At 73.6% G+C, this 19,255-nt stretch carries 18 protein-coding genes; 5 read left to right on the plus strand and 13 right to left on the minus strand.

The window, feature by feature from the left end; translation table 11 throughout:
• The first annotated feature begins 24 nt into the window (after positions 1-24).
• From BMW35_RS13260 to BMW35_RS13270, 3 genes are read left to right on the plus strand one after another with little or no spacing between them, the layout of a single operon-like run.
• Positions 25-1,131 carry an XdhC family protein gene (locus BMW35_RS13260; protein ID WP_089670018.1) on the plus strand — a complete coding sequence of 369 codons (1,107 nt, stop codon included), beginning with the start codon at positions 25-27 and terminating at the stop codon, positions 1,129-1,131.
• Entirely contained in the window at positions 1,128-2,114 is a 987-nt protein-coding gene (locus tag BMW35_RS13265) for an AAA family ATPase (RefSeq protein ID WP_089670019.1), read from the plus strand. Before BMW35_RS13260 ends, BMW35_RS13265 begins: the two co-directional genes overlap by 4 nt.
• Before the next feature lie 2 nt (positions 2,115-2,116).
• Positions 2,117-3,472, plus strand: coding sequence for a VWA domain-containing protein (locus BMW35_RS13270; RefSeq protein ID WP_089670020.1), 1,356 nt, complete (start codon positions 2,117-2,119; stop codon positions 3,470-3,472).
• 12 nt (positions 3,473-3,484) lie between these two features.
• On the opposite strand, the gene BMW35_RS13275 is transcribed toward BMW35_RS13270, so the two are convergent.
• From BMW35_RS13275 to BMW35_RS13320, 10 genes are read right to left on the minus strand one after another with little or no spacing between them, the layout of a single operon-like run.
• Positions 3,485-4,192: an adenosylcobinamide amidohydrolase gene (locus tag BMW35_RS13275; RefSeq protein WP_089670021.1), complete on the minus strand. Its 708-nt coding sequence runs from the start codon at positions 4,190-4,192 to the stop codon at positions 3,485-3,487.
• Positions 4,185-5,195 carry a threonine-phosphate decarboxylase CobD gene (gene cobD, locus BMW35_RS13280; RefSeq protein WP_089670022.1) on the minus strand — a complete coding sequence of 337 codons (1,011 nt, stop codon included), beginning with the start codon at positions 5,193-5,195 and terminating at the stop codon, positions 4,185-4,187. The genes BMW35_RS13275 and cobD overlap by 8 nt, the downstream gene beginning before the upstream one ends.
• Positions 5,185-5,760 (minus strand): NTP transferase domain-containing protein, encoded by a 576-nt coding sequence (locus tag BMW35_RS13285; protein WP_177170870.1) that lies wholly within the window; start codon positions 5,758-5,760, stop codon positions 5,185-5,187. Before BMW35_RS13285 ends, cobD begins: the two co-directional genes overlap by 11 nt.
• Entirely contained in the window at positions 5,760-6,515 is a 756-nt protein-coding gene (gene cobS / locus BMW35_RS13290; RefSeq protein ID WP_089670023.1) for an adenosylcobinamide-GDP ribazoletransferase, read from the minus strand. Before cobS ends, BMW35_RS13285 begins: the two co-directional genes overlap by 1 nt.
• Positions 6,506-7,435 (minus strand): CobD/CbiB family cobalamin biosynthesis protein, encoded by a 930-nt coding sequence (locus BMW35_RS13295; RefSeq protein ID WP_089670024.1) that lies wholly within the window; start codon positions 7,433-7,435, stop codon positions 6,506-6,508. The genes cobS and BMW35_RS13295 overlap by 10 nt, the downstream gene beginning before the upstream one ends.
• Positions 7,432-8,052 carry an HAD family hydrolase gene (locus BMW35_RS13300; RefSeq protein ID WP_089670025.1) on the minus strand — a complete coding sequence of 207 codons (621 nt, stop codon included), beginning with the start codon at positions 8,050-8,052 and terminating at the stop codon, positions 7,432-7,434. Before BMW35_RS13300 ends, BMW35_RS13295 begins: the two co-directional genes overlap by 4 nt.
• 51 nt (positions 8,053-8,103) lie before the next feature.
• The gene (locus BMW35_RS13305; RefSeq protein WP_089670026.1) at positions 8,104-9,657 is read right to left on the minus strand and encodes a cobyric acid synthase; all 1,554 of its coding nucleotides are present in this window, start codon (positions 9,655-9,657) and stop codon (positions 8,104-8,106) included.
• Between the two features lies 1 nt (position 9,658).
• The gene (locus BMW35_RS13310) at positions 9,659-10,327 is read right to left on the minus strand and encodes a cob(I)yrinic acid a,c-diamide adenosyltransferase (RefSeq protein WP_089670027.1); all 669 of its coding nucleotides are present in this window, start codon (positions 10,325-10,327) and stop codon (positions 9,659-9,661) included.
• Positions 10,324-11,622, minus strand: a complete 1,299-nt coding sequence (locus BMW35_RS13315; RefSeq protein ID WP_089670028.1) for a cobyrinic acid a,c-diamide synthase — start codon at positions 11,620-11,622, stop codon at positions 10,324-10,326. Before BMW35_RS13315 ends, BMW35_RS13310 begins: the two co-directional genes overlap by 4 nt.
• Positions 11,619-12,644: a nicotinate-nucleotide--dimethylbenzimidazole phosphoribosyltransferase gene (locus BMW35_RS13320; RefSeq protein ID WP_089670029.1), complete on the minus strand. Its 1,026-nt coding sequence runs from the start codon at positions 12,642-12,644 to the stop codon at positions 11,619-11,621. The genes BMW35_RS13315 and BMW35_RS13320 overlap by 4 nt, the downstream gene beginning before the upstream one ends.
• A gap of 151 nt (positions 12,645-12,795) precedes the next feature.
• Between BMW35_RS13320 and BMW35_RS13325 the strand changes: the two genes are divergently transcribed.
• Positions 12,796-13,569 carry a sirohydrochlorin chelatase gene (locus BMW35_RS13325; protein WP_089670030.1) on the plus strand — a complete coding sequence of 258 codons (774 nt, stop codon included), beginning with the start codon at positions 12,796-12,798 and terminating at the stop codon, positions 13,567-13,569.
• Positions 13,570-13,649: 80 nt separating this feature from the next.
• Positions 13,650-13,847 (plus strand): DUF8066 domain-containing protein, encoded by a 198-nt coding sequence (locus BMW35_RS13330; protein WP_089670031.1) that lies wholly within the window; start codon positions 13,650-13,652, stop codon positions 13,845-13,847.
• A gap of 6 nt (positions 13,848-13,853) precedes the next feature.
• On the opposite strand, the gene BMW35_RS13335 is transcribed toward BMW35_RS13330, so the two are convergent.
• From BMW35_RS13335 to cobN, 3 genes are read right to left on the minus strand one after another with little or no spacing between them, the layout of a single operon-like run.
• Positions 13,854-14,606 (minus strand): cobalt-precorrin-7 (C(5))-methyltransferase, encoded by a 753-nt coding sequence (locus BMW35_RS13335; RefSeq protein WP_089670032.1) that lies wholly within the window; start codon positions 14,604-14,606, stop codon positions 13,854-13,856.
• Positions 14,603-15,313, minus strand: a complete 711-nt coding sequence (locus BMW35_RS13340; RefSeq protein WP_089670033.1) for a precorrin-8X methylmutase — start codon at positions 15,311-15,313, stop codon at positions 14,603-14,605. Before BMW35_RS13340 ends, BMW35_RS13335 begins: the two co-directional genes overlap by 4 nt.
• Entirely contained in the window at positions 15,303-19,253 is a 3,951-nt protein-coding gene (gene cobN, locus BMW35_RS13345) for a cobaltochelatase subunit CobN (protein WP_089670034.1), read from the minus strand. Before cobN ends, BMW35_RS13340 begins: the two co-directional genes overlap by 11 nt.
• Between the last annotated feature and the right edge of the window lie 2 nt (positions 19,254-19,255).

The raw sequence follows: 19,255 nt of genomic DNA on the forward strand, positions 1-19,255 counted from the left end.
CTGTCGGCACCACAACCGGTCGACATGACGGGCGAGGAGCCACCGCGGAGGGCCGACACCGGCGTGGACGTGTCGGCGGTGGAGGCCGACCTCGCCGCGCGCGACCAGCCGTACGCGCGAGCGACCGTCGTGCGCCGCGAGCCGCCGGTGTCCGCGAACGTCGGCGACCGCGCCGTCGTCACCTCTGACGGCGACCTGCACGGCTGGGTCGGCGGCGCGGCGTGCGCCCAGTCAATCGTCACACGAGAGGCGAAACGCACCATCGAGTCCGGCGAGGCGCGGCTCGTCGGCATCGCGCCGGACCCGGAGACGGTCGCGCGGTCGGGGCTGGACGCGTACCCGATGCGGTGCCACAGCGAGGGCGTCCTGGAGGTGTTCCTCGAACCGGTCGCGCCGACCACGAACCTCGTCGTCGTCGGGGACTCACCGGTCGCGCAGTCGCTGGCTCGGCTCGCGAGCGAACTCGATGTCGACGTGACGCTCGTCGTCGACGACGCCGACGCGGCCCGCGACGTTCCCGAGGCGACGGCGATTCTGGGGACGGTCGACCCGTCCGAGGTGGCCGACGCCGTCGGCGACGCGCCACTGGTCGTGGCCGCGTCGATGGGGCAGTACGACGCTCGCGGCGTCGCAGCCGGCGTGCTGGCGGACGCGCCCTACGTCGGGCTGGTCGCGAGCGACGAGCGCGCGGCCGAGGACACGGAGCGCGCGTCCGACCTCGCGGGCGTCGACGTGGAGGCCGTCCGGGCAGCGGTGACGAACCCGGCGGGCGTCGACATCGCCGCGTACGCGCCGGCGGAGATTGCGGCGAGCCTGCTGGCGGAAGTCGTCGACGTGACGTCGCGGACGCCGTCGGACGTCGCCGCCGCGCAGGCCGGCACCGAGACGGAGGAGTCCGCCGACGCCGCGACCGGCGACGACAGCGGCGACGAGTCGGACGGCGACGAGCCGACCGACGCCCCGGCGTCCGCGGTCGACCCGGTCTGCGGGATGACGGTCGAGGACACCGGAGACGCACCCTCGGTCGAGCACGACGGCGAGACGTACTACTTCTGCTGTCACGGCTGCGCGGACTCGTTCCGCGACGAGCCCGACTCGTACCTCGGCGACGACCCGGAGGTGGAGGCGTGAGCGACGACGAGCCGGCGTTCGCGTCGCTGACCGAGTCCGGCCTCCGCGAGCGCTTCGAGGCCGACGACTACATCGCGGACGACACGACGGTGACGACGGTGTCGCTCGCGCTCCGGCTCGGCCGGCCCCTGCTCGTCGAGGGGCCGCCGGGCAGCGGGAAGACCGAACTCGGGAAGACGCTCGCGCGGAGCTTCGACACGGAGCTCATCCGCCTCCAGTGCTACGAGGGGCTGACGGCGGAGAACGCGCTCTACGAGTGGAACTACACGAAGCAGCTGCTCGCGGTGCAGGCCGACGAGCGCGGCGTCGCCGACGGCGCGCCCGGCGGCGAGACCGAGGAGCCGTCGGCGTCCGCGGAGGCTCCGAGCGCGCCGTCGGTGTTCGACGACGAGTTCCTGCTCGAACGCCCGCTGCTCCGCGCGCTCCGCGCCGAGGGCGACTACCCGCCGGTGTTGCTCGTCGACGAGATCGACCGGGCGGACGAGGCCTTCGAGGCGTTCCTCCTCGAACTGCTGTCGGACTTCCAGGTGTCGATTCCCGAACTCGGCACCGTGCGCGCCGACCAGCCGCCGGTGGTCGTGCTCACGTCGAACCAGACGCGCGGGCTCAGCGACGCGCTCAAACGCCGGTGTCTCTACCTGCACGTGGAGCCACCGGACTTCGAGACGGAGTACCAGATTGTCCGCCGGAAAGTGCCAGAACTCGACGCTGCGGTCGCCACCGAGGTGTGCGCGGTCGTCGGGCGGCTGCGCGAGGAGTCGTTCCTCAAGCAGCCCGGGGTGGCAGAGACCCTCGACTGGGCGCGCGCGGTCGCCGCGCTCCGGCTCGACGACGACCCCGGGTCGCTGGCGGCCGCGGACATCGAGCGCACCATCGGCTGCCTGCTGAAGGAAGCCACCGACGTCACGAACGTCGACACCGACCTCCTCGAACAGCTCGAAGCCGCGGCCGCGGCGGCCGACGAGCGACCCGCAGACGACTGACGATGGCGGGAGACCGGGAGGACACGCCGGACGGAGCCGGACTGGACCACGTGGGGATGGAGGGCGTCCCCGACTTCGAGGCGGCCCGCGAGCACGTGCTCGTGGAACTCGTCCGGCTGGTCGCGACCCTCCGCGGGGACGGCGTCACCGTCCCGGCCACCGGCCTTCTAGATGCGGCGCGCGCGCTGTCCGTCGTCGGCCTCGGCGACGAGCAGCAGGTCGCGGCGGCGCTCCGCGCGACGCTCGTCTCCGAGAGCGCGGACCGCTCGGCGTTCGAGGACGCGTTCCCGGAGTTCTGGCACCGGCTCCGGAGCGGCCTCGACCGCATCGCGACCGCGCACGACGGCCCGTCGCCGGACGACGGGAGCGAGGACGACCGGGAGACGCCGGGCGACGCCGGCGACAGCGATGACCCGGACACGCTGTCGGACGGCGACCCGCCCGACCTCGACAGTGACGGGGACGGCGGCGGTGACGTGGCGGTCCGGATTCCGACCGACCGCGCGCACGCCTCCGGCGACCGACCGACGGAGTCTGACGGGAGCGACGCGCGCCGGTACAGCGCGGCCGGCGGGAGCGAACTCGTCGACGAGGCGGTGCCGGCGGCCGACTCGACCGAGGTCGCGGCCGTCGAGCGGTTCGTGGACGCGCTCGCGACGCTCCCGGGCCGCCGCACCCGCCGCGCCACGGACGGCCCGAGGCTGGACGCCCGCGCCGCCCTGCGAGCGAGCCTCGAGACGGGCGGCGCGCCCCTCGACGTTCCCCGCGAGGACCACGAACTGAGCGAACTGCGGTGTTGCCTGCTCGTGGACGTCAGCGGGTCCGTACTGGACACCGTCGACCGCGGCGCGCTGCTGGCGCTCGTCGACCGGTTCGCGTCGACGGCGCTGGACGCCCGCGTGTTCTTCTTCGACACCGAGGTCGCCGAGGTAACGGAGACGGTGTCCCGCGCACAGGGGTCGACGGCCGCGGCGCTGCGCGCGGCGGCCGTCGAGTGGGGCGGCGGCACGAAAATCGGGGCAGCCTTCGACCGGGTCCGCCGGGAGGCTCCCCACGCCGTCGACCACCGCACCGTCGTGGTCGTCGTGAGCGACGGGCTGGACGTCGGCGACCCGGACCTCCTCACCGACGGCATCACGTGGCTCGCCGACCGCGCGGGCGGCGTCGTCTGGCTGAATCCGCTCGCCGTCTCCCGCGAGTTCGAGCCGTCGGCCCGCGGCATGGCGACCGTCGAACCGTATCTGGACGCCCTGTTCGGGTTCGCGACGGCGGCGGACCTCGCGGGGGCGGCCCGGCAGCTCGAACGCCGCGGCCTCGACGGCCCGGTGGGCTACGAGTTCGACGCGCGTCCGTCGTGACCTGCCCCGCGGTCACTCGCTCGGCGAGACGACGTCTGCCCGGACGTCCGTGCTGACGCCGTGGCGGGCGTCGTCGACGGAGTCGGGCAGTTCCTCGTCCTCGTAGCGGCTGTCGAGGCTCGCGCGGACGGCGTCCCGGACGCAGGCGCGGGCGGCAGCGCCGACGCGGGTCGCGCTCCCGGAGAACGCCGACGGCTCCCCCGCGGGGTCGCAGGCCGCGACGACGGCGTCGCTGGTCGTTCCGGGGAACCCCGCGGTGGCGAGCAGCGTGGCGGTCTTCGCCTCCGCCGCGACGGCGACGAGGTTCGCGAGCGCGGCGTCGTCGAGGCGGCGGGTCGTCCCGACGACGACGTTCACGGTGCCGGCGACGGGGTCGGGGTCGTTCGGGAGCGCGCCGCCGTCGGCGTCCATCGGGAGCGCGGCGGGGTTCGAGACGCCGACGGTCGCGGCGGCCGCGACCGGGCCACACCGCGCGAGGCGGGCGTGGCGCTGCGCGACGCCAGTGAGGAGGACCGGTGCGGCGTCGCGGGTCGGGAATCCCGCGTCGGCGAGGCGGTCAGCGACGTATTCGTCGATGCTGTCGGGCTGCCAGCCCTCGGGGACCGTGACGTTGTACGCGTGGTCCGCAACGCTGGTGCCGCCGTCCCAGCCGGTCGACAGCCAGCGCGTCTCGGGTCGTTCGAGGGCGAGTACGTCGTCCCGGATCGTCGACTCAAACATCCCCGAGCACCGCCAGCAACTGGTCGTTCTCGTCGGGCGTGCGGACGGCGACGCGGACGTGGCTGTCGAGGCCGCGGAACGTCGTCGCGTCCCGCACGGCGACGCCGCGGTCCCGGGTCGCGGCCACGAGCGCGCCGACGTCCCGGTCGCCGACGTCCAGCAGGAGGAATGGCGCACGCGACTCGCGGACGGCGAACCGCTCAGAGAGCGCGTTCCGGAGGCGCTCGCGCTCGCTCGCGACCCGCTGGCGGGTCTCCGCGACGAACTCGGTCTGGCGCATCGCGTGCGCGCCGACGGCGGCGGCGGGCGTCCCGAGGTTCCAGGCGCGGCGGGCGGTCCGGAGGTCGGCGAGCCGGTCGCCGTCCGCGACGAGGAAGCCCGCCCGCAGCCCGGGGAGGCCGAACAGCTTGGTGAGCGAGCGCGCGACGACGACACCCTCCGTGCCCGCGAGCGAGGGGGCGTCGGTGAAGCCGAGGAACGCCTCGTCGACGAGCAGCTCGGTGTCGGCGGCCCGGCAGCGCGCCGCGAACTCGCGGAGGGCGTCGCGGTCGGATAGTCTCCCTGTGGGGTTGTTCGGGTTACAGACGATTGCGGTCGCGTGGTCGCTCGGGTCGGCGTCCAGAATCTCGTCGTGAGGGACGAACTCGGGGGTCGCGCCCTGGAGCTCGACCTCGCGGGCGTACTCGCCGAAACTCGGGTAGGGAACGAGCACGCTGTCACCGGGTTCGACCCGCGTCTCGATGGCGAGCCGGAGCCCGGCGAGGCCGCCCGGCGTCTGGACGACGCGCTCGGGGTCCACGCCGACGTAGTCGCCCGCCGCCGCCCGGAACTCGGGGTAGCTGTCGTCGGGATAGCGCGCCGCGTCGTCGAGCGCATCCTCGTACACTGCTCGGGTGCCGGGCGGCGTCCGGGGGTTGACGTTCGCGCTGAAGTCCAGCACGTCCGGGTCGTCGCTCCCGCCGTGGGGCACCCGGCTCGCGCCGCGAACGGCGTCAGGGTCCATCGGCTCCCTCCACGGCCCCGCCGCAGTTCTCTCCTGCGGTCCCGGCGAGCAGTCGCTCCGCGAGCGCGGCGTCGCTCCGGCGGTTCACGTTCACGGCGAGCCGCGCGTCCCAGCTCCGCACCACCGAGTCCTCGTCGTCGGCGACGACGTTCACGCCGGTCGGCACCCAGGGGCCGTCGCTGTCGGTGCTCGCGCCGAGGGTGTCCTTCAGCGCGACCGGGACGCGAACGCTCGTGGAGCCGTCGGCGGCGTCGAGGACCGCGTCGACGGCGTCACCGTCTACGAGCGGGAGGTCGGCGGCGACCGTGAGGACCGGCGTGCCGACCGCGTCGAGGGCCGCGCCGAGGTCCGCGACGTACCCCTCGCCCGGCGTCTCGACCACGGGGAGGTCGCCGGTGACGTGCTCTCGGGTGTCGGGCGCGTGCGGCGAGACGACGGCGTACGCGGTGTCGACGCGGCTGTCGGCGAGCGCGTCACGCACCCGGTCGACCATCGGCCGTCCCGCCACCTCGAACAGCGGCTTCTCGGCGTCGCTGTCGAGGCGGGTGCCGCGGCCGCCACACATCAGGAGAGCGTCCACACGACCACCCCCGCGTGGAGCCCGACGACGCGACCGACCTCGTTCACGGCACCGAAGACGTCGCCGTTCGCACCGCCGAGGAGGCCGGTGAGCCACCGGAGCGTGCCGACGCCGGCTGCGACCGCGCCTGCGAGCGCGCCGAACGCGGCGGGCGACGGCCACGACAGCAGGGCAGCGGGCAGTGCGACGGCCAGCGCGGGCGCGAGGTCCGTGCTCGCCGCGCGCCCGGTGAACTGCGCGCCGAGGCCGTCGTGTGGCGCGACGCCGAGGCAGGCGACGGCCGCCATCCCCGCTTTCGCGCCGACCTCCGCGGCGACGACGACGGCGAGCGCGACCCGGACGGGCAGTCCGGCCACGCCGAGCGCGCCGAGCCCGAGGCCCGCGACGACGAGCGCGACCGCAGCGACCGCGCCGACGCCGACCGTCGTGTCCTTCAGGACCTCGCGACGGTCGGCCCGGTCGCCGTGGACGACGGCGGCGTCCCCGGCGTCAGCGACGCCGTCGAGGTGGTTGATGCCGGTGACGGCGACGACCGCGAGCAGATAGGCGAGCGCGACAGTCGAGACCGGGAGCCCGGCAGTGCCGAACAGGAACGGGACCGAGAGGAGCGCGCCCACGACGTAGCCGGCGAGCGGGAACGCCCATGGGGACTCGCTGAACGCGCCCCACGCGGCGTCGGTGTGCCCGACCGGCAGCCGCGTGAGGAACACGAGCGCGCCGCGCAGCGCACTCAGGACCACGCGACCACCCCCGAGCCGGCGGCGTAGGCGACCAGCCCGGTCAGCAGGTAGGCGAGCACGCCCGCGACGCCGACGTCGCGGACGCCACGCTGGCTCTCCGCCGCGGTCGGGAACTCCGCCCCGAGCGGCAGGTCGTAGACGCCCGGTTTGGCGAGCCGGCGGCCGAGGACGGCCGCGAGCGTCGCCATCGGCCACCCCGAGTTCGGGGACGGCGGCGCGGCGGCGTAGTCGCGAGCCCGGGCGAGCGCATCCGGGTCGCGCGCCGCCGCTGCGACCAGCAGGGCGCTCAGGCGCGCGGGCAGCCACATCACGGCGTCGTCGAGGCGCGCGCTCGGCGTGCCGACGCGCTTGCTGCGGTAGCCGAGCATGGAGTCGAGCGTGTTCACGGCCTTCACCCAGGCCGCCAGCCCCGCGGCGACGGGCAGCGAGACGAGTGCGCCCGCGGCGAACGCGAGCAGCGGCGCGACGAGCCCGTCGGCGAGGTTCTCCGCCGCGCTCTCGACGGCCGCGCTCCGGAGTTCGCCGGCCGAGAGGTCGGTCGAGTCGCGGCCCGCCAGCGACCGCAGGCGCTCGCGCGCCCCAGCGGGGTCGTCGCCCGTCGCGGCGACGACGGCCCGCGCCTCACCGAGCAGCATCCGGAGGCTCGTCGCCGAGAACAGCGCGAGCCCCGCCACAGCCCCCGCAGCCAGTTCTCCCGCCTCCGCTGCGACCGCCACCAGCCCGGCGACCGCGCCGGCCGCCGCCAGCGGGAGGGCGACGGCGACGAGCGCGCCGACCGCGAGCGGGCGCGTCCACTCGCGGTCGAACGGGGCGATAGCCCGCCCGAGCCACGCGACTGGGTGGAGTCGGGTCGGCGGCTCCGCGACCGCGGCTTCGAGCGCGAACGCCACCGCGACCGCGCCGGCGGCCGCCGCGCTCACGCGAATCCCTCCAGTTCACCGGGGACCTCGCGCAGGTCCGTCTCGGTCAGCAGTATCGCGTGCCCGCCGACGGCTTCGACGCCGCCGTCCGCCTCCGGGTCGTCGCCGACGTGAACGAGGTCCTCGGGGTCGGTGTCGAGCGCCCCGGCGACGGCCCGGAACGCCCGCTCGTCGGGCTTCCGCCAGCCGCAGTCGACGCTCACCACGACGGCGTCGAACTCGCCGGCGAGGTCGGCTCCGGTGAGCGCTCGCTCCACGAGGCCGGGGACGCTGCAGTTCGACAGCACGGCGACCGGGCCGCGCTCCCGGGCCGCTTCGACGGCCGCGAGCGCGCCCTCGCGGCGCTGGACCGGGCGGTCGAACGCCTCGACAGTCGCCTCACGAACCGTCTCCGCGTCGGCGTCGACGCCGCGGCTCGCGAGCGCGGCCGCGACGTGGTCTGGGAGCGGGTACTCGGCTCCCCGCGCCACTTCGGCGTGTGGCTCCCGGTAGGCGGCAGTCCAGTCCTCGGGCACGCGCACGCCCCGGTCGGCGAGCGCGTCCGCGACCGCCGACGCCGGCTCCTCGGGGCGCTGCGCGTCCACGAGCGTCCCGAAGCAGTCGAACGAGGTCGTCACTACGCGTTGCTTACTGCAAGTAGACTTGAATCGGTCGGTCGCGGCCATCGGTCACCCCGGGAGGCCGAGCGCGGCGAGGTCGACGTGTTCGCGGACGAGAGCGGCGGCCGCGTCGTACGGCGACCCGGGGTCGACGCCGGCCGCCGGTCGGCCGCGGTTCGCGTGTGCGAAGACGGCGTCCACGAACCCCTCGCGGGCGGCGTCGTTCTCGAAGAGCCCGTGGAGGTACGTGCCGAGGACGCGGTCGACCGCCGCGCTCGTCGGCCCCACGGGGTTCGGGAGGTCGTCGGGGACGCGGGTGCGGCCCGCGTGAATCTCGTAGCCCGAGACGCCGCCAGTCGCGTCGCCCAGCGCCTCGCAGGCGTCCAGTGTCCGGGAGACAGCTTCGACGCGCTTGTCGGCGCGGAAGTCGGACTCGACAGGCAGCAGACCGACGCCCTCGACGGTCTCGACGTCGCCGGTGGATTCGCGGTCGGCGTTCGTGATGCGCTCGCCGAGCAGCTGGTAGCCGCCGCAGAGCCCGACGACCGGGCCGTCGAACGCGCGGAGTTCGTCGCCGAACCCGGCCGCTCGGAGCTCCCGGAGGTCGTCGACGGTGTTCTTCGTGCCCGGGAGCACGACGGCGTCAGCGCCGGCGAGCGAGCCGTCCGGCGGGACGTAGCTGACTCGGACGCCCGGCGTGCGAGCGAGCGGTTCGAGGTCGGTGGCGTTCGAGATGCGCGACAGCCGGGGGACGGCGACCGTGACGGACCGGGCGTCCGGTACGCCGTCGTCGGTGCCCCGGGTCGCTTCGGTCTCGCCGTCCGGCAGGGAGACGGAGTCCTCCTCGGGGAGCCCCGGGTCGTCGTAGGGGAGCACGCCCAGAATCGGGACGCCGGTGCGCTCCTCGATTTCGGCGATGCCCGGCTCCAGGAGGCCCGGGTCGCCCCGGAACTTCGTGACGACGGCCCCGGCGACCCGGTCGCGCACGTCCCCGGGGAGCAGTTCGAGCGTGCCGTAGAGGCTCGCGAACGCGCCGCCGCGCTCGATGTCCACGACGAGCAGGATTGCCGCGTCTGCGAACCGCGCCACCTCCAGATTCGCCAAATCGCGGTCCTGGAGGTTTATCTCGGCGATGCTGCCCGCGCCCTCCGCCACCACGACATCGTTGGCGTCGGCGAGGCGCTCGTGGGCGGCGACGGCGGTTTCGCGGGCGTCGGCCCAGTGTTCGTCGTAGTAGTCGCCGGCGGCGTAGTGGCCGACGGCCTGCCCGTCGAGGACGACCTGGCTCTCGGCGTCCCCCCGGGGTTTGAGGAGGACCGGGTTGTGGTCGGTCGACGCCGGCGTCCTCGCCGCCCGGGCCTGAACGTACTGGGAGACGCCGATTTCGCCCCAGGCGGCGTCGCGGTCCGCGCCCGCGGCGACCGGGACGGCGCGAGCGTTGTTGCTCATGTTCTGGGCTTTGAACGGCGCGACGGCGACGCCGCGGTCGGCGAGGTGCCGGCAGAGCCCGGCCGCCACCGTGCTCTTCCCGACGTGGGACGCCGTCCCGGCGACGAGGACGGTTCGGCAGTCCGCCGCTCGCTCCTCCTCGCGGTCGCTGCCGTCCGCGCCGTCGGTCGTCATCTCAGAACTCGGTGCCCTTCCGGGCGCTGTGGCCGTTCTCGATGGGGTGGCGCTGCTTGCGCACCTCGGTCACGAGGTCCGCCTCGTCGAGGAGGTAGGTCGGCTCCTCGTGGCTCCCGGTGAGCACGAGTTCGAGGCCGTCGGGCTTGTCCCGGATCAGGTCCAGCACGTCCTCCAGGTCGACGAGCCCGCGGCCCGCCGCGTACAGAATCTCGTCCAGAATCAGCATGTGGACGCCGTCCTCGGGGTCGCCGTCGAGCGGAAGCGACCCGTCGACGCCCCTGGACGCGTCGACGATTTCTCGGGCGCGGGCGAGGCCGCCCTGTGCGCGGGCCTCGTGTTCGTCGTCGTCGCTGCCGTCGTGGAAGCCGTGCCAGCCGTAGTGCCCGGAGTTCTCGTAGCTCGCGCCCGGCAGCGCCTCGAGGGCAGCGTACTCGCCGCGCACGTCCTCGACGGTGCTCGTCCCGCCTTTCATGAACTGGAGGAGGTGGACGCGGTAGCCGTGGCCGGCCGCCCGCAGCCCCATCCCGAGGGCGGCCGTCGTCTTCCCCTTGCCGTCGCCCCACCACGCCTGCACGAGCCCGAACTCCTCGGGCTCGCCGGGCGCAATCTCGGTCGGTCGGAGCGGGTCGTCGGTGCCGTGCTCGTCGTCGGTGGTGTCGTCGGTCATAGTGAATCGAGGAAGCGGTCGAAGGCGCTGCTCTCGGCGTGGACGTGCGCGTACGTGCCGAGGGTGTCGTACTCTGTGAGGCCGTCCCGGTCGCCCGTGATGCCGTCGCCGCGCTCGACGTCGAACGCGAACCGGGCGTCGCCGGCCACGTCGCCCTCGGAGTAGTGGAACTCGTGGCCGCGCAGCCGGTCACCCGCACTCGCCGTGAGCGTGTCCCCGCGCGCCCGGAGTTTCACGTGGTCGAGGGCCTGGTAGCGCTCGCGCATCGTCACGTCCGCGGGCAGCACGCCCGCCATCGCGTGCGAGTCGCCGTCCGTCGTCGTCAGTGACTCCGCGAGCGCCATCAGGCCGCCGCACTCGCCGAGAACGGGGAGACCGTCCGCGGCCCGGTCGGCGAGCGCGTCGAGCGCGGGCGAGTCCGCGAGCGCGTCGGCGTGCAACTCGGGGTAGCCGCCGGGGAGGTAGACGCCGTCGCAGTCGGGGAGGTCGTCGCCCGCGACGGGCGAGAACGGCACCACGTCGGCGCGCGCCCGGAGGCGCTGCCGGGTCGCTGGGTACTCGAAGCAGAACGCCGCGTCGTCGGCGACCGCCACCCGGTTCTCGGTGGCCGGGCCGGGCGCTGCGGGCTCCGGCCGGGGCGGCTCCCGGGCCAGATCGACGAGCCGCTCGGCGTCGACGTGCTCGGCGGCCGCGTCCAGTGCGTCGGGGTCGACCGGCGCTTCGTCGCCCATCCGGAGGCCGAGATGGCGCTCGGGGATTTCGAGGGCGTCGACGGGCGGAATCCGGCCGAGGTAGTCGACGCCGTCCGGGAGCGCGTCCCGGATGCCGGCTTCGTGGCGGCCGCCGTGGGCGCGCTGGGCGAGCACGCCGACCACGTCCACGTTGACGCCGGCTTCGGCGGCGTATTCCCGGAAGCCGAGGGCCGTCGCGCCGACGCTCTGCATCCCGGCGCTGGCGTCCGCGACCAGCACGACCGGGAGGTCGAGGACTTCGGCCACACCCGCCGTACTCGCCACGGAGCCGTCGTAGAGCCCCATCATCCCCTCGACGACGCAGACGTCGCCCTCGCCCCGGTAGTAGGTCCGGCGCGTTCCGGCTTCGCCCGCGAGCCACGGGTCGAGCGAGCGCGAGGGTTTCTCCGCGACCGCCTCGTGGTGGCTCGGGTCGATGAAGTCCGGGCCGGCCTTCGCCGGCTGGGGGTCGTAGCCGGCGTCGTCGAGCGCGCGCAGGACCGCGAGCGTCGCCACGGTCTTCCCGACGCCCGAGGCGGTCCCGCCGAGGACGAACCCTCTCACGCCGGTTCCTCCACCGGGTCGGTCACGCGGTCGTAGACCTCGACGATAGACTCTCGGACCGCGTCCATGCCGAGGTCCGCCTCGGCGGCGAGCGCGAGCGCGCCGCCCATCCCGACGCCTTCTTTCGCTTCGCCGGCGAGGTAGGCCGCCATCGCCGGGTGCGAGTCGCGCGCCTCGAAGCCGGGGTCGGTGACAGTGAGGTCGAGGGATTGGTCGGCGGCGAGGTCGCGGATGCGCGCGGAGTCGTCGCCGGCGACGAACGACGTAGTCGCGAGTTCGAGGCCGTCCTCGACCCCGGCGTGGCGGACGAGCGCGCCGGCGGTGGCGAGCTGCGTGCCGCCCGCGAGCGTCACGTCCGCGTCGGCGTCGAGCGCGCCCGCTGCGAGCCCCGAGACCGCGGCGAGCACGGGGTCGCCCATCCGGCGGACGGCCTCCGTGGGCTCGCCGGCGAGGTCGCCGGCGTCGAGGTCGCTGGCGGCGAGCCCCGCGTCGACGACCTCGCGTTTGAGTTCGAGCGGGTTCTCCGGGAGCGAGGAGGAGACGGCGCGGCGCTCCCCGAGCGCGGCGAGGACGCCCATCGCCGTCGTGGTGCCGCCGGGCACGGTCTCGGCGACGACGAGGCGGTCCGCGGGGAGGTCGCTGCCGAGCGTTCGCGCCGTCTCGAAAATCTCTGCGGCGTCGGGCACCGGTTCGGAGTCGCGGACGTCGCCGCCCCGCGCCGCACCGAGGTCGATAGTCGGCGCACCGGTTGGTTCGGCGAGCCCCGCGTCGAGGACGACGGTCTCGAAGCCCAGCCGCTCGCGGACGGCGCGCGTGACGACCGCCGGAGTCGGGCACCCGGTGGGGCTGACGGGGACGACGGGAGCGCGCGCCGTCCGGCCGTACGCGAGCAGTTCGGCGTCCGCGCTGGGCGTGTGGGCCATGAGCGTCGGGTCGGCACCGGCCGCGCTGATGCCCTCGATTGCGGCCGTCTGCGTCGACCCCGCGGCGAGCGCGAACAGCGTATCGGACGTACCGGACATGCCTACCCAGAGAACACAACCGGACTTTAATTCAGCGGTCGTGTCTTCAGGTCTGCCTTGGTTCGGCTCGGTCAGCGCAAGCTATTAGGGGGTCTCGCGACACCACGTAATCAATCGGAGTTGGGCTAATACAACCCAACTTTATACACCCATGACACGCGACGCGCTCGTCCTCCTCGGCCGGGACACGCCCCACGCCCGCGAAACGCTCGCCACGCACGCCCGGCGGCTCCGCGACCGCGGCGTCGCGGACGCCGTCCACGCCTGCCACTACGAACACGAACCGCGGCGGGACCTCCGCGACCCGCTGGCTCGCGTCGACGCCGACCGCGCGTTCGCGGTGCCGATGACCGCCGCGCACGCCCGCGAAACCACCGTCGACGTCCCCGCGGCGCTGGCTCGCGTCGACGCCGCCGTCCACTACTGCGAGCCCGTCTGCCGCAGCGGTGCCGTCACGGACGCCCTCCACGACCGCGCCACCGAAGCCGCCGCCGGCGACCCCGCCGCGGTCGGCCTCGTCGCGCTCGGTGCCAGCTCCCAGCCCTACCACCGGCAGGTCGCCGAGTACCACGCCGCGCGCCTCCGCGAGCGCGGCGACTACGAGGATGTCTCCACCGCCTTCCTCGTTCAGAACCCCGCCGCCGAGTGCCTGCGGTACAACCTCGACGCCGACGACGCGGTCGCCGTCCCCCTGTTCGTCGCCGGCAGCGACGCCACCGACCGCGACATCCCCGACCGGCTCGAACTCGACCGGGGCGGCCTCGCGTACGCCGACGTCCTCGGCACCCACCCCCGGCTCACGGACGCCGTGGCGGGGCTGGTCGCCGAGAAGCGCGTCCTCGCCGAGCGCGAGGACGCCGAGAGCGTCGACGACTCGCTGACCGCGGACGCGACCGCGTTCGCCGCGGACGGCGAGGGGCGATAACCGGGCTGCGGCGTCGACCCCGGCCGCCGGCAATCTGTCGCAGCCGAAACTATTAACGTCGTTCTGTGCGGACTGCCGCCGTGACCGACTACTCGCCGCCCGCCCTCCCCCGGTCGTGGACTATCGGTATCGTCGCCACCCTCGGTGCCGTGTTCGCGTACTCGGTGCTGGTGGCTCGCCAGCCGCTACTCGGCCTCCTCCCCTCGCTCGTCGTCGGTGTCGGCTACTTCGCGTGGCGGGTGCTCGCCGCGCTCGAAGCGATTGCGGCCAGCGACTGACGACAGCTACTCCCGGCGCACCGCCAGCACCGACAGGTCCGAGAACGGCGTCTCCTCGCCCGCGTGCGCCGCGAGGTCGCCGAGCGTCGACCGCGTGACTGCCTCGTCGTCGTGGGTCAGTCGCTCCAGCACGAGCGCGTCCAGCGACGGGTCCGCGCCAGCGTCCAGCAGGTCGGCCGCCACGTCGCCCGGCATCAGGTCGAAGGGCCGCGGCAGCACGAGCAGGTGGCGGTCACCGACCCGGTCCCGGAGCCGCGCGAGGTCCGCAGTCAGGTCGCCGCTCTTGTGCAGGGTGACGAACTCGGTGTCCTCCATCGGCGTGCGCGCCCTGCTCGCGGCCACCTGGAGCGACGAAATGCCCGGAACGACCCGGACGGGCGCGCCGACGGCCCGCTCGACTTTCCCGACGAACTGGTAGCCGGAGTGGTTCGGATCGCCCATCAGCACCGCCGTCCCGCGCTCGCCCGCCGCCACGCGGTCGGCGAACGCCGACAGCGTCTCGCCCTCGTCGCGGTAGCCACACGTCAGCAGGTCGGCGTCCGTCAGGCCGCCGACGAAGTCGACGACCGTCTCGAAGCCCACCACGACGTCCGCCTCGCGAATCGCGCGCTCGCCGCGGGGCGTCAGGAACGCCGTGTTCCCGGGACCAATGCCGACGGCGTGGACGGTTCGCTCGCCGTCTCCGGGGACCGCCTCGGGCCGCCGCGCGGCGAAGTCAGCCGGGTCGGGCCCCGAGTCGAGGTCGTAGTCGTCGCTCATCGGCCGTCCAGCGTCTCGTCGCCGTCGCGCACGTCGCTGGCGACGTGGACCAGTTCGTTCGTCAGCCCCGCGGCGAGGCCGCTGCCGCCGCGCCGCCCGACGTTCGTGATGGCGGGGACGCCGTGCTCGCCGGCGACCTCGCGCAGGCGCTGTCGGCTCTCCGCGGCCTTCACGAAGCCGACCGGCGTCGCGACGACGACCGCCGGCCGGGTGCCGTCCTCGATGCAGTCCGCGAGCGCGAGCGCCGCCGTCGGCGCGTTCCCGATCACGGCGATTGCGCCGTCGTAGACGCCCTGTCTGTCGAGTTCGAGGACGGACGCGGCGGTCCGCGTCATCCCCGTCTCGGCCGCGAGGTCCGCGCCGTTCCCGATGGCCTTCCGCACCTCGCAGTCGTGGCCGCGGCCCGTGATGCCCGCTTTCACCATCGTGATGTCCGTCACGATGGGGGCCTCGTCGAGGACGGCCCGAGCGCCCGCGCGAACGGGCTGCGAGTCGTCGCCGCCCGTGAACCGCACCAGGTGCTGGAACTCGGGGTCGCCGGTCGCGTGCACGGACTTCTGGCGAACGCGGTCGGCGAGCGTCTCGTCGGGCACCAGCTCGCGCACGCGGTCCATGCTCGTCTCCGCAATCTCCATCGCGTTCGCCGTCGTCGCGCCGAGGTCGGCGTACGCCTCGAAGTCGCCGTCCGCGTCGCCGTCAGTCGTCATCAGCGTTCACCTCCGAGGTGTCCGTGTCGGCGGCCTCGCCGTCCGCCGGCCCGCTGGACGCCCTCGCTTCCAGGTCGCCCTCCACCTGCATGTTCAGGTCGCGCAGCCGTTCCTCGGTGTCCTCGTCGGCGTCCCAGAGGTCGCGCTCGACGGCTTCCAGGAGCGTGTCCGTGATGGACGACAGCGCCCACGGGTTCACGTCCCGCATCCAGTCCTGGCGCTCGCTGTCGAAGGCGTACTGCTCGGCCACGTCGTCCCAGAGCCGGTCCGAGACGACGCCGGTGGTCGCGTCCCAGCCGAGGGTCACGTCGACTGTCGAGGAGAGGTCGCCGGCCCCCTTGTAGCCGTGGTCCTCCATCGAGTCCAGCCAGTCGGGGTTGAGGACGCGGGCGCGCATCGCCTTCCGGACCTTCTGTTCGTTCGTGTACACGTCGACGTTGTCGGGGTCGCTGGAGTCACCGACGTAGGAGGCCGGCTCCTCGCCGGACTCCTCGGCGACCGCGGTGATGAAGCCGCCGTGGAACGCGTACCAGTCCGAGGAGTCGAACTCGTCTTGCTCCATCGTGTCCTCGATTTTCACCGTCGCGTCGACGTTCCCGAGGCGGCGCTCGAAGGCGTCGTGGGCCTCGCTGACGCGGCCCCGCGACCCCATCGCGTAGCCGCCCCACTGCACGTAGACGTCGGCGAGGTCCGAGCGGTCCTCCCACTCGCCTTCGTCGACCGCCTTGTTCGTCCCCGCGCCGTAGCCGCCGGGCCGCGTCGTGAACACGCGGTGTTTCGCCGCCGCTTCGGGGTTCTCGACGCCCTCGGCTTCGAGTTCGGCCGCCTCCGCCTCGACGTGTTTCTTCACGTAGTTCCGGTCGTGGGGTTCGTCGAGGTCGACGACCGCGTCGACGGCGTCGTGAATCACGCCCGCGGCCTGCGGGAACGCGTCCCGGAACAGCCCCGAGACCCGGGTCGTCACGTCGATTCGCGGTCGGTCGAGTTCGTCCAGCGGAATCGGCTCCACGTCGTCGACGCGGCCGGCGTCCGTCCAGACCGGCCGGACGCCCATCAGGCCGAGCACCTGCGCGATGGTCTCCCCGCGCGTTCGGACAGTCGGGGTGCCCCACGCGACGACCCCGATTTCCTCGGGGTACTCGCCCTCGTCTTCCCGGTGGCGCTCCGCGACGCCGTCGGCGACTTCCTTCCCCACGTCCCACGCCGTTCTGGCGGGGACCTTCCGGGGGTCAAGCGTGTAGAAGTTCCGGCCGGTCGGCAGGAGGTCGACGCCGCCCCGCGTGGGCGCGCCGCTCCCGCCCGGTTCGACGTACTCGCCGTTCAGCGCGTCCGCCGTCTGGGGAATCTCGGTCTCCGCGCCGAACACCCGCGGCGCGGCCTCCTCGCAGATGAACTCCAGCACCTCGCGCAGGTCGTCGTGCGCGCCGGACTGCGCTCGCGCGTCCCCGAGCGTGTCGATGTCGACCACGAGGAGGTTCATGTTCACCTCGTCGTCGGGACCGGCCTCGACGTTCGACGCCGGCACGTCGAAGCCCTCTGCGGCGAGCGTCGCCACGAGGTCGACGCTCGTCTCGTACACCTCGTCGGCGGCCTCGGCGTACGTCATGCCGAGGTCGTCGCTGTACTCCCCCGGCGAGTCGAGCATCGTATCGTAGTCCACGCCCAGCACGCCCGCGACCGATTCGCGGAGCGACGGTGCGCCCGGGTTCTCCAGGCGCGTGAGCGCGACGAGGTACTCCACGAGCCGGTCGCCGTCGGGCGCTTCGCCCATCGTGTGGAGCCCCATGCGGATCTGGGTGGTCTTCACGTCCGTGACGTACTCGTGGACGCGCTCGACCAGTTCGTCGATGTCCACGTCGTCGCCGTCCACGTCGCCGTCTGCGAGCGACGTGCCGGCTTCGTCCGGGCCGCGCACGTCGGCTTTCTCGGCGATTTCCCCCGCAATTCCGAGTTCGACCGCGAGGTCGAGGTCGTCGACCTGCTCGCGGATGCGGTCGGCGAGGTGAGCCTCGGCGTCCGCGCCGCTCCCGGTGCCCGCTTCCCGGTAGCGCGAGGCCAACTCCTCCAACTCGGCGAGTTCGTCGTACGTGCCGGCGGTGCGCATGACGGGCGTGAGGTAGTCCACGACCGCGGCGTACGACCGGCGCTTGGCCTGCGTGCCCTCCCCGGGGTTGTTGACGATGTACGGGTAGACGTTCGGCAGGTCCCCGAGCAGCGCGTCGGGCGCGCTCTCGGCGTCGAGGCCGACGGTCTTCCCCGGCAACCACTCCAGGCTCCCGTGCGTGCCGAGGTGGACGACGGCGTCCGCGTCGAAGTCCTCGCGGAGCCACGCGTAGAACGCGTAGTAGTCGTGGGGCGGCTGGAGGTCGCTGTCGTGGTAGACCTTCTCCGGGTCCATGCCGAAGCCGCGGGGCGGCTGAACGGTGACGAGGACGTTCCCGTACTCGACGCCGGGAATCGCGAACGGACGCTCGGGCGGGTCGCCCCACTCCTCGACCACGTTCTCGCGGAACTCGGGGTCGGCGTCCGCCCACCAGTCCGCGTACTCGTCCGTGGAGACCACGTCGACGCTGTGCTCGCGCACGTCCTCGGGCGCGACCCAGCGGTCGTCCAGCGTGAGCTGGCTGGTCAACTGTTCGATGAGCGCCTGCCCCTCGGGTGGGGTCGCTCCACCGAGGTCGTACCCCCTCTCGACTAGCTCGTCGAGCAGATTCACCGTGCTCTCGGGCGTGTCGAGGCCGAACGCGGTGCCGATGCCGTCGTCGCTCGGCGGGTAGTTGTGGAGCACGACCGCGACCTGCTTCTCGTCGTTGTCGAGGTGCCGCAGCCGCGCCCAGTTCACGGTGAGGCTGGTGGCGTGCTCGACGCGGTCCTCGATCGGGAAGTGCTGTTTCGGCGCGGAGCCGATGCCCGCGTCGTCGTCGGTGCGCTCCTTGCCCGAAATCGGGTGCGTGATGACGTTCCCGTCGAACTCCGGCAGCGCGACCGAGAGCGCGAGTTCGAAGCCCATCACGCCCGTGTCCGCCGAGTCGTAGCGGGACCGCGAGCGCATCGTCGTCACCGTCTGGAGGACGGGGACGCCGAGGCGGTCGAGGAACACGTCCTCGGCCGAATCGCCCTCGTCGCTCGCCGACCGGCCGCGCTCGTCCATCGACAGCGAGAACATGAACGAGGAGAGGACGGCGTCGACGACCGGCTCACCGTCGGCGGTTCCACCACCTCCAGTTCGAGGCGTCTCCGACGCCTCGCCGTCAATCAGCCACTCGTCGGTCACCCACTCGGCGTCTTCCTGTTCGTCGCTGTCCGTCGCCGGATTGCAGAAGACGGGGAGCGCGTTCGCGCCCTGTGCCTCCAGCGAGCGGACGAGCGCGTCGACGTAGCGGGTGTTCTCGTGGGTCCAGTGGGACTCGTAGAACCAGACCGCGACGGTCGGCTGCTCGGGGTCGAAGGTCGCGCGCAGCTCGTCGTACTCGACGCCGGGGTGGTCGGGGTGGTAGACGCCCTCGGTGGGGAGCGCGACGGGGGCGTCGTACGCGAACTCGCTGGCCGAGTAGCGGTCCGCGAGGAAGCGCAGGCAGTTGGCGACGTTTGCCGTGCCGCCCCGTTCGAGGTACTCGTAGACGGTGTCCCGGTCCTCGGCGGCGACGGTTGTGTCCTCGACGGCGTACGCGTCGCCCGTGGACTTCACGACGAGCGGGACGCCGGCGTCCGCGAGCCGTCGGGTGGCGCGGTCGTAGCCGGGCATGCTGTCCTCGGCACCGTGCAGCCAGAACACGGCGGCGTCGGCCCCGGCCGCGGCGTCGAGGAACGCCTCGACGTCGGTGTCGTCGTCGAGGTCGCTCTCCGAGCGCGCGACGAGGTCCGCGTCGACGCGCTCGGCGGCCGCCTGGATGGAGCCGAGTTCGTTCTCGGTCGCCGTGTAGAGTGCAATCTCAGACATAA

It is taken from the genome of Halobacterium jilantaiense (genome assembly GCF_900110535.1).
Taxonomy (GTDB): Archaea; Halobacteriota; Halobacteria; order Halobacteriales; family Halobacteriaceae; genus Halobacterium; species Halobacterium jilantaiense.

Coding starts and splice junctions, on each gene's coding strand:
- BMW35_RS13335 (WP_089670032.1), bottom strand. CDS start 14,606: ATGAGCGACGACTACGACCTCGACTCGGGGCCCGACCCGGCTGACTTC.
- BMW35_RS13340 (WP_089670033.1), bottom strand. CDS start 15,313: ATGACGACTGACGGCGACGCGGACGGCGACTTCGAGGCGTACGCCGAC.
- BMW35_RS13325 (WP_089670030.1), top strand. CDS start 12,796: ATGACACGCGACGCGCTCGTCCTCCTCGGCCGGGACACGCCCCACGCC.
- BMW35_RS13260 (WP_089670018.1), top strand. CDS start 25: ATGACGGGCGAGGAGCCACCGCGGAGGGCCGACACCGGCGTGGACGTG.
- BMW35_RS13320 (WP_089670029.1), bottom strand. CDS start 12,644: ATGTCCGGTACGTCCGATACGCTGTTCGCGCTCGCCGCGGGGTCGACG.
- BMW35_RS13310 (WP_089670027.1), bottom strand. CDS start 10,327: ATGACCGACGACACCACCGACGACGAGCACGGCACCGACGACCCGCTC.
- cobD (WP_089670022.1), bottom strand. CDS start 5,195: ATGGACCCTGACGCCGTTCGCGGCGCGAGCCGGGTGCCCCACGGCGGG.
- BMW35_RS13270 (WP_089670020.1), top strand. CDS start 2,117: ATGGCGGGAGACCGGGAGGACACGCCGGACGGAGCCGGACTGGACCAC.
- BMW35_RS13305 (WP_089670026.1), bottom strand. CDS start 9,657: ATGACGACCGACGGCGCGGACGGCAGCGACCGCGAGGAGGAGCGAGCG.
- cobN (WP_089670034.1), bottom strand. CDS start 19,253: ATGTCTGAGATTGCACTCTACACGGCGACCGAGAACGAACTCGGCTCC.
- BMW35_RS13275 (WP_089670021.1), bottom strand. CDS start 4,192: ATGTTTGAGTCGACGATCCGGGACGACGTACTCGCCCTCGAACGACCC.
- BMW35_RS13285 (WP_177170870.1), bottom strand. CDS start 5,760: ATGTGTGGCGGCCGCGGCACCCGCCTCGACAGCGACGCCGAGAAGCCG.